The 14,959-nt window shown below is 64.5% G+C and carries 15 protein-coding genes; 6 read left to right on the plus strand and 9 right to left on the minus strand.

The window, feature by feature from the left end:
- Window positions 1–37 precede the first annotated feature (37 nt).
- Together grxC and AC3EML_RS00125 are read right to left on the minus strand one after the other, a co-directional pair.
- Window positions 38–319, minus strand: coding sequence for a glutaredoxin 3 (gene grxC, locus AC3EML_RS00120; RefSeq protein WP_023672982.1), 282 nt, complete (start codon window positions 317–319; stop codon window positions 38–40).
- Window positions 320–341: 22 nt separating this feature from the next.
- Window positions 342–1,127: a ComF family protein gene (locus AC3EML_RS00125; protein WP_196814906.1), complete on the minus strand. Its 786-nt coding sequence runs from the start codon at window positions 1,125–1,127 to the stop codon at window positions 342–344.
- A 72-nt stretch (window positions 1,128–1,199) separates the two neighbouring features.
- On the opposite strand from AC3EML_RS00125, the gene AC3EML_RS00130 reads away from it, so the two are divergent.
- Complete coding sequence (locus AC3EML_RS00130) at window positions 1,200–2,072, plus strand: methyltransferase domain-containing protein (protein ID WP_023693999.1); 873 nt, start codon at window positions 1,200–1,202, stop codon at window positions 2,070–2,072.
- Between the two features lie 12 nt (window positions 2,073–2,084).
- Here the strand turns inward: AC3EML_RS00130 and AC3EML_RS00135 are convergent, their stop codons facing one another.
- From AC3EML_RS00135 to argJ, 5 genes are all read right to left on the minus strand, one after another.
- Window positions 2,085–2,267 (minus strand): Flp family type IVb pilin, encoded by a 183-nt coding sequence (locus tag AC3EML_RS00135; protein ID WP_023672984.1) that lies wholly within the window; start codon window positions 2,265–2,267, stop codon window positions 2,085–2,087.
- A 127-nt stretch (window positions 2,268–2,394) separates the two neighbouring features.
- Window positions 2,395–2,703 carry a hypothetical protein gene (locus AC3EML_RS00140; RefSeq protein WP_023694000.1) on the minus strand — a complete coding sequence of 103 codons (309 nt, stop codon included), beginning with the start codon at window positions 2,701–2,703 and terminating at the stop codon, window positions 2,395–2,397.
- Between the two features lie 97 nt (window positions 2,704–2,800).
- The gene (gene mutT / locus AC3EML_RS00145) at window positions 2,801–3,217 is read right to left on the minus strand and encodes an 8-oxo-dGTP diphosphatase MutT (protein WP_023685791.1); all 417 of its coding nucleotides are present in this window, start codon (window positions 3,215–3,217) and stop codon (window positions 2,801–2,803) included.
- A complete protein-coding gene (locus AC3EML_RS00150; protein ID WP_023713717.1) occupies window positions 3,214–3,963 on the minus strand; it encodes a GNAT family N-acetyltransferase in 750 nt (249 codons plus the stop codon). The genes mutT and AC3EML_RS00150 overlap by 4 nt, the downstream gene beginning before the upstream one ends.
- A 28-nt stretch (window positions 3,964–3,991) precedes the next feature.
- Entirely contained in the window at window positions 3,992–5,233 is a 1,242-nt protein-coding gene (gene argJ, locus AC3EML_RS00155; RefSeq protein ID WP_023672988.1) for a bifunctional glutamate N-acetyltransferase/amino-acid acetyltransferase ArgJ, read from the minus strand.
- Between the two features lie 115 nt (window positions 5,234–5,348).
- Between argJ and AC3EML_RS00160 the strand changes: the two genes are divergently transcribed.
- Window positions 5,349–6,632: a caspase family protein gene (locus AC3EML_RS00160; protein WP_352557257.1), complete on the plus strand. Its 1,284-nt coding sequence runs from the start codon at window positions 5,349–5,351 to the stop codon at window positions 6,630–6,632.
- Window positions 6,633–6,771: 139 nt separating this feature from the next.
- On the plus strand, window positions 6,772–7,359 hold the full coding sequence (locus tag AC3EML_RS00165; RefSeq protein ID WP_023694003.1) for a TetR/AcrR family transcriptional regulator: 588 nt from the start codon (window positions 6,772–6,774) through the stop codon (window positions 7,357–7,359).
- 46 nt (window positions 7,360–7,405) lie between these two features.
- On the opposite strand, the gene AC3EML_RS00170 is transcribed toward AC3EML_RS00165, so the two are convergent.
- Window positions 7,406–8,326, minus strand: a complete 921-nt coding sequence (locus AC3EML_RS00170; RefSeq protein ID WP_023698962.1) for a peptidylprolyl isomerase — start codon at window positions 8,324–8,326, stop codon at window positions 7,406–7,408.
- 244 nt (window positions 8,327–8,570) lie between these two features.
- Here AC3EML_RS00170 and secA point away from each other — a divergent pair, with 244 nt between their 5' ends.
- Window positions 8,571–11,303, plus strand: a complete 2,733-nt coding sequence (gene secA, locus AC3EML_RS00175) for a preprotein translocase subunit SecA (protein WP_023672992.1) — start codon at window positions 8,571–8,573, stop codon at window positions 11,301–11,303.
- 217 nt (window positions 11,304–11,520) lie between these two features.
- On the opposite strand, the gene AC3EML_RS00180 is transcribed toward secA, so the two are convergent.
- Complete coding sequence (locus AC3EML_RS00180; RefSeq protein ID WP_352443938.1) at window positions 11,521–14,109, minus strand: helix-turn-helix transcriptional regulator; 2,589 nt, start codon at window positions 14,107–14,109, stop codon at window positions 11,521–11,523.
- A 244-nt stretch (window positions 14,110–14,353) separates the two neighbouring features.
- On the opposite strand from AC3EML_RS00180, the gene AC3EML_RS00185 reads away from it, so the two are divergent.
- Window positions 14,354–14,626, plus strand: coding sequence for a DUF4242 domain-containing protein (locus AC3EML_RS00185; protein WP_023685308.1), 273 nt, complete (start codon window positions 14,354–14,356; stop codon window positions 14,624–14,626).
- Window positions 14,604–14,909, plus strand: coding sequence for a hypothetical protein (locus AC3EML_RS00190; protein ID WP_084624964.1), 306 nt, complete (start codon window positions 14,604–14,606; stop codon window positions 14,907–14,909). The genes AC3EML_RS00185 and AC3EML_RS00190 overlap by 23 nt, the downstream gene beginning before the upstream one ends.
- Window positions 14,910–14,959 lie beyond the last annotated feature (50 nt).

Genomic DNA, 14,959 nt, shown 5'->3' on the forward strand with positions numbered 1-14,959 from the left:
GTCCGGAATTGCGTAAAAACAAAGACATAGAGCGGCGCTACGAACCGCTCTTTGTCGTCGAGCCGTTGGCAAGCAGCCTATCCAGCTGCCCCCGTGCCTCCAATTCGTGGAGGTCGTCGGAGCCGCCGACATGCGTGTCGCCGATGAAAATCTGCGGAAAGGTCGAGCGGCCATGCGCCCGCGAAATCATTTCCTGGCGCAATTCCGGCGAAAACGAAGCGTCATGCTCGGTGTAGGCGACGCCCTTGCGGTCGAGCAACCGCTTGGCCGCCGCGCAATAGCCGCACATCATACGGGTGTAAATCGTCACATCGAGCATCGGTCCGTGCCTTTCCTTGACCTTATATAGTCGCGGACTCGTCGGCCCGAAAGTCCCCCGGCAGGACACGCGCAAAGGTCAGCACATCGACCGCTCCGGCGCCGCCCTTCTTCAGCGCCTTGGCGACCGAGCGCACGGTAGCGCCGGTGGTGTAGACATCGTCGACCAGAAGCACGCGGCGCCCAGTGATCTCGATTTCGGCTTCCGCAGGCACACGGAAGGCGGCGCGCACATTGTCCTCTCGCTCCTGCCGCTCCAGCCCGACCTGCTGGCGCGTGAGCTTGACGCGCCGGACCGCCGAGGGCGAGAAAGGCAGCCCGCTAAGCTGCGAAACCGCCCTTGCCAACTCCGCCGACTGGTTGAACTGCCGTCGAAAGAAGCGCCGCCAGTGCAGCGGCACCGGCACGACGACATCGGCGTCTGCAACTAGCTCGGCCCCGGCGCGGAGCATCCAGCGCGCCATCCATGGCGCCAGATCGGTGCGGTCCTGGTATTTCAGCCCTTGCACCATCTGGCGGGCGACACCGGAATAGGCCACAGCCGCCCGCGCCCGCTCGAACGGCGGCGGATCGGCGATCGCCTCGGCCGACAGGAACCCCTCGCCCATATCGTGGGTGAATGGCGTGCCCATCACCGCGCACCATGGCCGCTCCAGCAGCCTCAGCTTCGGCCAGCAGGCACCGCACAAAACGCCGGGTTGCGAGACGTGCCTGCGACAGCCGGCACAGACCGGCGGGAACAGCATCCGCGCCGGCCAGTCCAACATGGCCAGTTTCAACATGATTTGAGCGAGGCTCTTGATCTCCATCACCGGATCGGCCACGTGGTTTTGTCGTCCGCGCCAGGATATCACTAGACAGACAAACAGGGATGTCTACCGTTGCAGCCGATCATCGATACTGAACTTTGGCTGGTGCGCAAGCGCAGGGCGCTGGCCCACCCCGTAGCCGGCGCGGATTTTCTGATGCGGCGGGCGGCGGAAGACCTTGCCGACCGGCTCGGCGCGGTCGAGCGGAAATTCGGCAAGGCCGCGGTGCTGTTTTGCCAGACGCCGGACGCAACGGACGTGGTCGCTGCAAGCGGCAAGGCAGCGGAGATCGTGCGCGTCGAGGCAGATCCAGCGTTTCTGGACGGCCGGCCAGGGCTGATAGCACCGCTGGAAACAGTGCCGTTCCAGCCGGAAAGCCTCGACCTCGTCGTTTCACTTCTGTCGTTGCAGGCGATGAACGACATTCCCGGCATGCTGGTGCAGATCCGCCGCGCTCTGCGGCCCGACGGGCTTTTCCTCGGCGCCTTTGCCGGCGCCGGCACGCTTTCCGAATTGCGCGAAAGCCTGCTCGCCGCCGAGACCGAACTCTATGGCGGCGCCAGCCCGCGTGTCATCCCCTTCACCGATGTTCGCGACGCCGGCGCACTGCTGCAGCGCGCCGGACTGGCGCTGCCGGTGGCCGACGTCGAAACGGTGACCGTCCGCTACGATACCCTCTTCGACCTCATTGCCGATCTCAGGGCGATGGGCGAAACCAGCGCGCTGACCGATCGCAGCCGGCGACCGGGAGCGCGAAAGCATTTTACCCGTGCCGCCGAAATCTATGCCGAACGCTTTTCGGACGCTGATGGCCGCATCAGGGCAAGCTTTTCCATCGTCTGGATGTCGGGCTGGGCGCCCGATGCCTCGCAGCAAAAGCCCTTGAAACCGGGTTCGGCGAAGGTCTCGCTGAAGACGATACTGGAAAACCCCGGCGGGCGGTGACGGCGCTCCGGATCAGTGCTCGGCGAAGGCGTTTGCGAGCCTGCTGTTGTTGTCGCTGAACAGAAACTGGATCGCATTGCTGGCCTTGCCGACACCCCCGACGATGGCAAGCGACAGCACCGCAACGATCAGGCCATATTCAATGGCCGTGGCGCCTGTTTCGTCCTGCAAAAATCGGCGCAGCAATGGCTTCATGATCGTCGATCCCTCTCATCCCCGACCATATCGCCGACCTGTTAAGAAAGGTTAACGGCACAAGCTTAACAGGCTGTGAAATGGGCCTGCGTTGAGGAAGTTCTCAAGCTGGTGTCGACCTTGTTGGTCAGCAGTCGCCGCTGCGTTGGCCGTCGGCGCGGATGATGCAGACTGAGCTCGGTGAGGGCTGCAGCACGCTTCTGCGCAGCGTATAGGTGGCCCGCGAGCCGATCGAACCCGTGCTCATCGGGTCGAGACCGCCTGCAAGAGCATCGCGGCTGGATGATCGCGTCTGGTTGTCCAGCACGGGGACCGCGATCAGCGCCAGCGCCACTGCGGCCGAGCCGAACAACAGCGTGACGCGCAATAAGCCGACGCCGGCGGCGCGAAAGCTGCGATCTGGCCGGATCGAGTCCCATTCCCTGTCGAGGCTCATGCAATCGCTCCCCGCGAACCCGCTTTGCCGCAATTTTTCACGACGAGATAAATCTTCCATTAACGCTGGCTAGATCAGACCGCGAAATGGCTTTGTATCACAACAGGTCGATGAGGAACTGGATTAGCGGCGCGTCGGCCGGCGGCATGGGATAGTCGCGCATCTGCTTTGGCCGCACCCATTTCAACGCCTGCCCTTCCCTGGGCTGCGCGATGCCGCGGAAGCGGCGGCAGACGAACAGGGGCATCAGGAGATGGAAATCATCATAGGAATGGCTGGCGAAGGTGAGCGGCGCCAGGCAAGGAATGTCAGTCTCGATGCCGATTTCTTCCTGCAGTTCGCGGATCAGGCATTGTTCCGGCGTCTCGCCTGGCTCTACCTTGCCGCCGGGAAATTCCCACAGGCCGGCAAGCTGTTTGCCCTCGGGCCGCTGCGCCAGAAGCACCCGCCCATCGGTATCGACCAGCGCGCACGCGGCGACCAGCAGCAGGCGTTTGCCGGTGATCTCGCTCATGCGCCCGGCGGCCGGCGATAGTGGTAGCGATAGACTTCGTCGAAGCCCAGTGAGCGATAGAGCGCCAGCGCCGGCGCATTGCCGGCCTCGACCTGCAGCCAGGCTTCGCGAGCGCCACGCAGCCTCGCCCACTTCAGCGCCGACAGGATCAGGTTGCGGCCATGGCCCTGATTGCGCGCCGACTTGGCGGTGGCGATCTCGAACAGACCGGCAAGATCGCCGTCATGGACGCAGATCAGCACCGCCAGAGGGTCGGCCCCTTCCTCCAGCGCAAACAGCCCGACTTCGGGTTGGATAGCGCCGATGATTTCCGAAAGACCGGGCCGCAGCGATGCATCCGAGCCGCTGACCTTGAGCGACGCGCCGAGAAAGCGGCTGATATCCTTCAGCGGAATCTGGTCCATGGCCGGCGCCAGTTGCGCGTCCGCCAGCGGCAGCCGCATCACCAGGGATTCGTCGAATGTGCTCCAGCCCTCATTGTCGAGATGCTTGGCTAGGTCCGGCCCCGACAGCGGCGAGATGCGGAAGGTCAGCGGCCTGCCATAGGCGTCGAAGCGCCGGCTGGCGCGGCCGATGCGCTCGGCAATGTGCTGGGTGTCGCCGGGATCGAGCGGGTTGACCGAGTTCAGCCGCTTGGCCGGATGGCCGGCTGTCAGCCGCACCACCCAGGTGCCGTCATAATGCACGGCCGCCGCCGGCCAGGCGCGAAAACCCGCCGCCTCGTAGCGGCGCACGATGGCCAGCATGCTTGCCGGATGCCTGGAAGCCAACCCATCAACTCCGGTAATCGCCATTGATGGCGACATATTCCTTGGTGAGGTCGCAGGTCCACACCGTCGCCTTGCCGCGGCCGATACCGATATCGGCGCGGATGCGAATGTCGTCGCGCTTCATATAGGCCGAGGTCGCTTCCTCGGAGTAGCCCGGGTCGCGTTCGCCCTCATGCGCCAGACGGTTGTCGCCGAACCAGATCGACAGCCGGTCGCGATCGGCCGGCTCGCCGGCCTTGCCGACGGCCATGACGACGCGGCCCCAATTGGCGTCCTCGCCGGCAACCGCCGTCTTGACCAGCGGCGAATTGGCGATGGACAGCGCGATGCGCTTGGCCGAGCGCGCCGATTTGGCGCCGGTAACGGTGACTTCGACCTGCTTGCGGGCGCCCTCGCCGTCGCGCACCACTTGCAGCGCCAGCGATTTGAGCACCTTGCCCAGCGCCCGGCGGAAGGCGCCGAGACGGGCATCCTTGGGATCGCTGATGGCGGGCGCGCCGCGCTTGGCAGCGGCTCCGGTGGCGAACAACAGCAGCGTGTCGCTGGTCGAGGTGTCGCTGTCGACGGTGACGGCGTTGAAGGTCTTGGCCGTGCCGCGCGACAACAAGTCCTGCAGCACGGGGGCGGCGATCGGCGCATCGGTGGCGATGAAGGACAGCATAGTCGCCATATCGGGCGCGATCATGCCGGCGCCCTTGGAGATGCCATTGATGATGACGTCGGTGTCGCCGAGCTTGACCGTCGCTGTCGCCACTTTCGGATAGGTGTCGGTGGTCATGATGGCCTTTGCCGCCTCGGTCCACAGATCCGGCTTGCCGTCCTTGACCAGTCCGGCGAGCAAATGGCTGAATTTGGTGGTGTCGAGCGGCTCGCCGATTACCCCGGTGGAAGCGAGGAACACTTCGCCTGGCGTGCAGCCTGCGGCCTTGGCCGCGGCCTCGCCGGTCAGTTGGGTGGAGGCGCGGCCCTTCTTGCCGGTGAACGCGTTGGCGTTGCCGGAATTGACGACCAGCACCCGCGCCTTGCCGGCGCCAAGGTTCTCGCGGCAGAAGTCGACCGGTGCCGAGGGGCATTTCGACTTCGTGAACACGCCGGCAACCGCTGTGCCGGCATCGAAGACCATGGCCAAGAGGTCGGTACGGTTCTTGTACTTGATCCCGGCCTCGGCGGTGGCGATGCGCACGCCCTCGATGGCAGGCATTTTGGGATATTTCTTCGGCGCGAGCGGCGAAATCGTTGCGGACATTGGAGACCTCTGGCGAGGGAAAAACGCTGGGCGAAGGCCGGTTTGCCCGATAGCACGGCCCGGCGCAAGGGCGTTTTCTTGGCCGCCGCTGTCGGCAAGCCACCAGGGATTAAGCTTGCATTTCAAATCCGTTGGCGTCACCGGGGCCTCTGGCGTTATGATATCGGCCATGGGCAGGCTGGTGATCTTGGCGGTGGCGTATATGGGGCTTTTGCTCCTAAGCGCCGATGCGCAGCCGGAACGGCGCGTGGCGCTGGTCATCGGCAATGGCACCTATGCCGAAGCCGGCACGCTCACCAATCCGGTCAACGATGCCCTCGATATTGCCGGCAAGCTGCGCTCGATCGGCTTCGACGTCATCGAGGGCAACGATCTCGGCAAGCGCGAACTCGAGCGCAAGATCGGCGAATTTTCCGACGCGCTGGAAGGTGCGGGCGTCGGGCTTTTCTATTACGCCGGCCACGGCCTGCAGGTGGAAGGGCGCAACTACATCGTGCCGGTCGACGCCCGGCTCGACATGCCGGTCAAGCTGCAGCTCGAAGCCGTGCCGATCGACGAAGTCCTCGATATCATGGAGCAGCAGACCAAGGTCAGCCTGGTCTTCCTCGACGCCTGCCGCAACAATCCCTTTGCCCGCAGCCTGAGTCGCACCGCCACCACGCGCTCGGCAACGGCGCTTGCCGGTCTGGCGCAGTTCGATTCGACGCGCGGCTCCTTCATCGCCTTCTCGACGGCGCCAGGCGCTGTCGCCATGGACGGCACCGGGCGCAATTCGCCGTTCGCCGCCGCCCTGCTGCGGCACATGGCCGAGCCCGGCCAGAGCATCAACGACATGATGATCGCGGTGCGCCGCGACGTGGTTTCCGAAACCCGTGAGGGCCAGCGCCCATGGGAACAGGGCTCGCTGCTCGAACGGTTTGAGTTTGTGCCTGACGGCGAAACGGTTGCACAGCCGAAGCCCGCCGTCCCCCCGGCGCCCGAAACAAAGGTTGCGGCACTCGAACGGTCTGTAGGCGACGACAAGACCGCAATCGAGAAATTCCTGCGCGACGACTATCTTGCGCCCGATGCCGCGGCGATCGGCGAGACCGTCAAGCGGCTCTATGCGCCTTCCGCCACGATCTTCGGCACGCGCTATGACAGCGACGCCGTCGTCAAGCTCAAGACGGGCTGGTTCGCGCAATTTGCATCCTGGTCGTTCAGTCTCGAGCCCGGCAGCCTCGAGGTGACGCCGCAGGGCGAGAACCGCGCCGAAGCCGTGTTCGCGATGAGCTACGACTATATGCCGAAAGACAAATCGGCGGCGCGCATGACCGGCAAGGCACGCGTCACGCTTGGGCTGGTGAAGAGCGACGGCCAGTGGCGGATCGCCTCGGAAACCTCGCAAGCGATGAACTGAAAATCCCCGCGCAGGGCGAACGTGAGGCCTGCTTCTACAAGCGCTGGAAACGGGCCGTTTAGTTTGCCTGCCAGCTCACCTATATTGCCGGCGAGATTGTTGGCCAGGATTGCCGGCGAGATTGTTGGCGAGGACAGACATGGGCGAGGATCCGGCGCGCAGATCGATCGGGGCGCGGCGCAACCCAGACAGCGCCGAGGCCATTCTCGAGGCCGCGGAGGCGGTGCTGGTCGAGGCCGGCTATGCCGGCTTCTCCATAGAGGCCGTGGCGCGGCGGGCGCGCGCCGGCAAACCCACGATCTATCGCTGGTGGCCGAGCAAGGCCGCCTTGCTGTTAGAGGTCTACAAGCGGCAAAAGCGTGTCGACGTCCCCGATACCGGCAGTCTCGAAGACGACCTCGTCGGTTTCCTGAGGAACCTCTTCGCGCATTGGCGCGACACATCCTCGGGCAGCGTATTCCGCTCGCTGATCGCCGAGGCCCAGTCGGACGAAGCGGCGGCCGCGGCCCTGACTGGCTATGCCGATGGGCGCGTGTCCCACACCGCTCGGATCATCGAGCGCGCCAAGGCGCGCGGCGAGGTTGCGGCCGATATCGACGCAGCGCTGGTCGCCGACCTCATCGCTTCCTATGCCTGGAAACACCTTTTGACCAACCGGCTGGACGAAGATGAGGCGACAATCCGTGCCACTGTCCGCTATGTGATGTCAGGCATCTCCCGCAATTGAAAAGGGCGCCGAACGGCGCCCTTTGCATGTTTTTTCGGTGCCGGCCTTACTTGCCGGCTTCCATCGTGTCGACGGCCTTCTTCAGATTGGCGTCGGGGATTTCGACCTTGGCGGCGCCGCGCAGCTGCTTGACCAGTGCGAAATACTTGTCGCGGATCACCGCCTGCTTGGCCTGGTCCTTGACGTCGTCGAAGGCCGGCGGCTGTTTGGTGCGCTTGTCCTCGAGCTTGATGACATGCCAGCCGAATTGCGTTTGCACCGGCTCCTTGGTGTATTTGCCGATTTCGAGCGCAACTGCCGCCTTGTCGAATTCCGGCACCATCTGCCCCGGGCCGAACCAGCCGAGATCGCCGCCATTGGTCTTGCCCGAGGGATCGCTGGTATGCTCGTTGGCGAGCTTCTGGAAGTCGGCACCGCCATCGAGCTGCTTGATAATCGCCTCGGCCTCTTCCTTCGTCTTCACGAGGATGTGACGGGCATGAATCTCATTGACCGGCGGCGTGCTGGCGATTTCCTGGTCGTAGCGGGCGCGCACCTCGGCATCGGTAACCTTGTCGACGACGCCCTTCTCGACCATCTCGCCATGCAGCGCGCGCTGCTGCAGGAACGCCATGCGGCGCTGGAATTCGGGATCCTTGTCGAGCCCGGTAGCGACCGCCTGGGCGGCCATGACGCGGATTTCGATGGCTGCCGAAAGGGCGGCGGCGCGGCGCTGCTCGGGTGGCAACTGCGAGAACTGCTGCGACAGCTCGCCCTCGGCAAGCCCAAGGTCCGCCTCGGTCAGCTTCTGGCCATTGACGGTAGCGATGACGGCGTTCGGATCGACGGGGGCTGCCGCCGGCACTGCTGCGGCAGCGGCCGGGGCGGGAGCGGCTTCCTGGGCCATCAGCGGAGACAGCGACAGAGCCGACAGGCCGAAAGCCAGGCCAAGGCTGGCGAGCGACGCACGGCGAAACAGTAGGGACATCAAGATTAACTCCAAGGGGGGATTGGTAGGGCTTGCAGATCAGCCGGATTGTGGCGGAATTTGGCGCTGCCCATAGGGCTAACGCGGCGTTGACATCAGTTGAGCCCCCTCTTATCTGTCCAACGACTTTGCGTCCAGAACCGTTTTCCGGGCGCTTTTTGTGTTTGTCCGCGTTTCACGCGGAATTGATGGGGCCGGCCGGCGCTCATCTCAAAATTGAGAATTCTATCGAAAGGACCATCGGATGGTCAGTCTCGGCGGTCTCGCCCGTAAGGTTTTCGGTTCCTCCAACGATCGTCGCGTAAAATCGACCCGGCCGCGTGTCGAGGCGATCAACGCCATGGAAAACGAGATGCGGGCGCTGTCCGACGCCGAGCTTCAGGCCCGCACGGAAAAATTCCGCCAGGATATCGCCAACGGCGCTACGCTCGATGACCTGCTGGTGCCGGCCTTCGCCACCGTCCGCGAGGCATCCCGCCGCGTGCTCGGCATGCGCCCGTTCGACGTGCAGCTGATCGGCGGCATGGTGCTGCACAATGGCGGCATCGCCGAAATGCGTACCGGCGAGGGCAAGACCCTGGTCGCCACCCTGCCCGTTTATCTCAACGCGCTTGCCGGCAAGGGCGTCCATGTCGTCACCGTCAACGACTATCTCGCCACCCGCGACTCCGAATGGATGGGCCGCGTCTACAAATTCCTCGGCCTCTCGGTCGGCGTCATCGTCCATGGCCTGTCCGACGAGGAGCGCCGCGTCGCTTACGCGTCCGATGTTACCTATGCCACCAACAACGAGCTCGGCTTCGACTATCTGCGCGACAACATGAAGTATGAGCGCGCGCAGATGGTGCAGCGCGGCCACAATTACGCGATCGTCGACGAAGTCGATTCCATCCTGGTCGACGAGGCGCGCACGCCGCTGATCATTTCCGGTCCGCTCGAGGACCGTTCGGAAATGTACAACACCATCGATGCCTTCATGCTGCAGCTCGGCCCGGCCGACTACGAGATCGACGAGAAGCAGAAGACCTCGATCTTCACCGAGGAAGGCACCGAGAAGCTGGAAAACCTGCTGCGCGCGGCCGGCCTGCTCAAGGGCGAGTCGCTCTATGACGTCGAGAACGTCGCCATCGTCCACCACGTCAACAACGCGCTGAAGGCGCACCGGCTGTTCCAGAAGGACAAGGACTACATCGTCCGCAACGACGAGATCGTCATCATCGACGAATTCACCGGCCGCATGATGCCGGGCCGCCGCTATTCGGAAGGCCTGCACCAGGCGCTCGAAGCCAAGGAGCATGTGGCGATCCAGCCGGAAAACCAGACGCTGGCATCCGTCACCTTCCAGAACTATTTCCGCCTCTACAAGAAGCTGTCCGGCATGACCGGCACGGCGCTGACCGAGGCCGAGGAGTTCGGCAACATTTACGGCCTCGAAGTCACCGAGATCCCGACCAATCTGCCGGTCATCCGCAAGGACGAGGACGACGAGGTCTACCGGACGGTCGAGGAGAAGTACAAGGCGATCGTCAAGGAGATCAAGGAAGCGCGCGCCAAGGGCCAGCCGACGCTGGTCGGCACCACCTCCATTGAAAAATCCGAGCAGCTGGCCGAGCGCCTGCGCAAGGAAGGGTTCAAGGATTTCGAAGTGCTGAACGCCCGCCATCACGAGCGCGAAGCGGCCATCGTCGCCCAGGCCGGCAAACCCGGCGCCATCACCATCGCCACCAACATGGCGGGACGCGGCACCGACATCAAGCTCGGCGGCAACGCCGAGATGCGCATCGAGGACGAACTGGGCGACATGCCTGCTGGTCCCGAGCGCGAGGCGCGCGAAAAGGAAATCATTGCCGATGTCGAGCGCCTGAAGGAAAAGGCGCTGGCCGCCGGCGGCCTCTACGTGCTGGCCACCGAGCGCCATGAATCGCGCCGCATCGACAACCAGCTCCGCGGCCGCTCCGGCCGCCAAGGCGACCCCGGCCGTTCGAAATTCTTCCTGTCGCTGCAGGACGATCTGATGCGCATCTTCGGCTCCGAGCGCATGGACGGCATGCTGCAGAAGCTTGGCCTCAAGGAAGACGAGGCCATCATCCATCCGTGGATCAACAAGGCGCTGGAAAAGGCGCAGAAGAAGGTCGAAGCGCGCAACTTCGACATCCGCAAGAACCTGTTGAAATACGACGACGTCTCGAACGACCAGCGCAAGGTGGTGTTCGAGCAGCGCATCGAATTGATGGACGGCGAAGGCCTGTCCGAGACGATCGCCGAGATGCGCGAAGGCGTCATCGAGGAGATCGTCACCAAGAACATCCCCGAAAACGCCTATGCCGAGCAGTGGAACGTCGCCGGCCTCAAGGCCGAGGTCGCCGAATTCCTCAATCTCGACCTGCCGGTCGAGGACTGGGTCAAGGAAGAAGGCATCGCCGAGGACGACATCCGCGAGCGCCTGACCAAGGCCGCCGACGCCGCCGCCAAGGAGCGCGCCGAGCGCTTCGGCCCAGACGTGATGAGCTATGTCGAACGCTCGGTGGTGTTGCAGACGCTCGATCATCTGTGGCGCGAGCACATCGTCAACCTCGACCATCTGCGTTCGGTCGTCGGCTTCCGCGGCTACGCCCAGCGCGATCCGCTGCAGGAATACAAGAGCGAGGCGTTCGAGCTGTTCCAGGCGCTGCTCGGCAATCTGCGCCAGGCCGTCACCGCGCAATTGATGCGCGTCGAACTGGTCCGCCAGGCCGCCGAAGCACCGCCGCCCGAAGCGCCTGAAATGTTCGGCAGCCACATTGACGGCACCACGGGCGAGGACGATTTCGAGGGCGGCGAGACCGCACTTCTGGTCCGCCAGGAGAGCAACGCCATCGTCGCTCCCGAAGACCGCGATCCGAACAACCAGGCGACCTGGGGCAAGATCGGCCGCAACGAAGCCTGCCCCTGCGGCTCCGGCAAGAAATACAAGCACTGCCACGGCGCGTTTGCTTGATCATTAGGTCGGCGGGACAGCACCCCCCTCTGGCCTGCCGGCCATCTCCCCCTCAAGGGGGGAGATCACGCAGTTGCGGGCCCCACTTCCTTTTCAACTTCGACAATTGGCGAAAGCCTTGATCACAGCCAATCTCCCCCCTTGAGGGGGAGATGTCCGGCAGGACAGAGGGGGGTGCGAAGGATCGCGACCTCTCGGTCCAACCCTCGTCAAAACCTCACAACAACCCCGAATCGCGCGCGGTCGCTGTCGCCTCGCCGCGCGACACCGCATCCAGCTTGCCCAGCACCGCCGAGACATGGTGATCGACCGTCTTTGGCGAAATCGTTAATTGCTCGGCGATCCGCTTGTTGGAGAGGCCGCGTTCGATCAGCTGCAGCACCTGCATCTGGCGCAAGGTGAGGCCGGCGAGGTTGGCGCGCGTCGAGCGGCGCGGGCCGCGGGCGATGCCGCCAACGCCGTTCTTGCGCATGATATCGCGCAGGCGCTGGGCTGCCGGCCTTGCCCCCAGGCCGTCAAAAATATCCAATGCCAGCCGCTGCCCCTCGTCGTCGCCGAGGATGAGCGCCAGTCCGCGCTCGTATGGCGCATTCAATTCGGCCCAGAGTGCCGAAGCCGAACGCCAGTCGCCGGTTAGAAGCAGCCGGTATGGTGTCGCCATGTCGGCGGTGTCGCCGGCCGGCATATCGGGAGAGAGCAATGTTCGCCACAAAGCCAGCTCCCCGACATGGGCACGCGAGCGCACCGGCGCTTCCGCGCGGGTGATCAGCGCCAACGCCTCTTGCCTGTCGGCCAGGCCCAGCCATGCCTGCTCCGCCATCAGCGCCGCGTAAGAGCTCAGCATCTGCAGGTCGCCGCCGCTTCCGACCAGGCGCGCCATTTCGGCGAACAGCGGCTCGGCCGAGGGATCGCCGCGCCTCAGGCGCAGTTTCGCCAGTGCCAGCAGCGCCGGAAACCGGCCCACGGTGGTTGTCCGCTCATTGTCGATGACATCGCTTGCCGTCGCGGCGGCCTCATCCCATTGGCCCTGACGCAGTTGCACATCGGCCAGCATGCCCCTGAGATAGTCGCGCCAGGTGCCGAGGTCGTTCTCGGTGCAATAGTGGATGCCGCTCTCGAGCACCGGACGTGCCGCGTCGTAGCTCATCTGGGTGATCTCGAAACAGGCGCGGTTGGTGAAGGCGCGCGCGGCATGTTCCTGGAAATTGCCTTGGAGCGCAATTTCAAGGCTTTCGTCGAGGCGCAGGCGTCCCGCATCCGGATTGAGCCACTGCTCGACGCAGCCGACATTGTTGAGGGCATGCGACGCGATGTCGGGACGGTTCATCCGCGCAGCCAGCGCCGCTGCCTTCTCGCCATAGAACAGCGTGTCCTCCACCCTCTCCGACAGCATCGCCAGATGCGAAAGGTTCGAATAGGCCATGGCGAGTTCGGGACCGGCGGGAGCCGCTTCCAGCATCGCCACAGCCTCGGCGCCGAAGGCGGCCGCCGCCTCGCGGTCATCGCCCATTTCGCTCAGCCGGGAGAGCCATCTCAGGCTGTCGCCCTCCTTCAGCCTGTTGCCGTCTGCCTGATGCAACCGGCGCGCCTGTCCCTGCGCTGCAAGCGCATCATCGATCTTGCCGATGAGATGGCACTCGAAGGCATGACTTTCGTAGAGCGCGGCGCGCTCGATCACCGGCAGGCTGTCGGCCTGCTGCAAGGCGATCTCGTAATAGCCGGCGGCATCGCGATGGGCGCCGACGCGCGACGCCTCGCGCGCGGCGATTGGCGCAAGTTCGCGCACCGCCGCCAGATTGTGCGCCTCGACCGCATGATGCACCAGGCGGCCTGTGGAGACGTCGCCATTTTCGAGCAGTGCCGCCAGCGCACGCTGGTTGAACTGCCGCCTGTGCGACGTCGTCAGCATCATTTCGATGGCGCGTCGCGCGATGTCGTGGCGGAAGGCGTAGCCGTCGCCCAGATCGTCAAGCAGGCCGTTGGCGACACACTCGGCCAACTGGCCGGCGCTGGCGACGCCGCACAGGCCTTGCAAGGCCCAGGCGTCGGCGCGGCGCGGAAACACCGACACCGCGTCGAGCATGGCCCGGGCGCCAACCGACAGCCGCTCGGCCCGCGCCAGCACCGCGTCGCGCACGCTTGCCGGCAGCGCCATTTCGTTTTCGGCGCACAACAATTCGGTGACGAAGAAGGCATTGCCTGCGGTCGCCCGGTAGATGGCGTCGCCATCGCGGCCGGCCGCATCGGCGAGCGACAGCACGGCCGCCTCGCTGAGCAGCGGCACGTCGATGCGCGCCACGCTGCCGGCCGGGATTTCGCCCAGGGCGCGGCGCACCCGCATCTGTCCTTCGCTGCGGTCGGTGCGGGCCGTCAGCAACAGCAGGATGTGGGTGTTGACGATACGCCGGCCGAGGAAGCGCACGAAATCGAGCGTGGCATCATCGGCCCAGTGCAGGTCTTCGATCACCAGCAGGCTCGGTCCCTTGGCCGCAAAGGCGTCGAGCGCATCGGAAAACAGCGGCAGTCTCTGCCCATGCCGGGCGTCGATTGCGCGCGGCAGCGCCCATTGCGCCTCACGGGCCAGATCGTAAAGCGGCCCCAGCGGATCGGGGATCGACAGATCCTCGCAAGCGCTGCGCAACATTGCCGCGCTCTGCCCGACACGGGCCGCGAACGCCTCGACAATCGCCGTCTTGCCGGCGCCGGCCTCCCCCGCCAGCACCGCGACTCGGCCATGGCCGCCTATTGCATCGCCAAGCAGTGTCTCGAGCTGCTGCAGCTGCGTCTGCCGTTCCAGAAGCATCATTGTCATCGTCTCACAGGATCGGAGTTTTCCCACCATGGCGGGCCGCTCACGATTAGCCCGTGAAGAAAGCGACGCAATGTGACTTTGCACACATTGCCGTGCCTCTTTCCACAAAGAACGACGCCAATATAGGGAATCGTCCCGTCCAATATGGGGAATCGTTCCGATGCGCGGGCCGGGCCGGCGTGGTCAACGTCCAGCCGCGCTCCGATCGAGCGTGAACCAATGGAAAAGGAAGTCTTCCATGCCTCGCTATCTGATTGAACGCACATTTCCGGACGGCCTCAACATTCCGATGACCGACATCGGCGCCACTGCGGTCGGCGGCGTCGTCATGCGCAATGCCGAAAAGGGCGTCACCTGGATCCAGTCCTTCGTCACGCCCGACAAGAAGCACAGCTTCTGCATCTACGACGCGCCGACGCCCGAAGCGATCCGCAGCACCGCTCAGAAAAACTCGCTGCCGGTCGACAAGATCACGGAGGTGCGGGTTCTTGACCCTTACTTTTACCTCTGATCCTGCGTTCGGTCGCCACGACGATGAGCATCAAACTGTCCTTCGCGGCCGTGGCGAACTGCCTGATGGCCTGCCGCTCGGTGGAATCGGGCCTGTCCTGGGAAAGACCGGCCGGCCAATCTCCGTGCTCGGCCGTCTATGGCGGTTCGCGTCGAAGCTGCCTGCGTATCTGTCTGAAAGGCGGCGCTTGCCCCCGGAAGGCGACTATCTGAGGCGCGACATCGGGCTCTCGGAGCGGGACGTCCCGCAGGAATATTGGCAATATTACTTTTGGGATCGTTGATTTTGCACGGTTTTTAAGGGCTGCGGCCAAAGCCCGGCAACGGAAGCCGC

The organism is Mesorhizobium sp. P170090 (assembly GCF_057786115.1).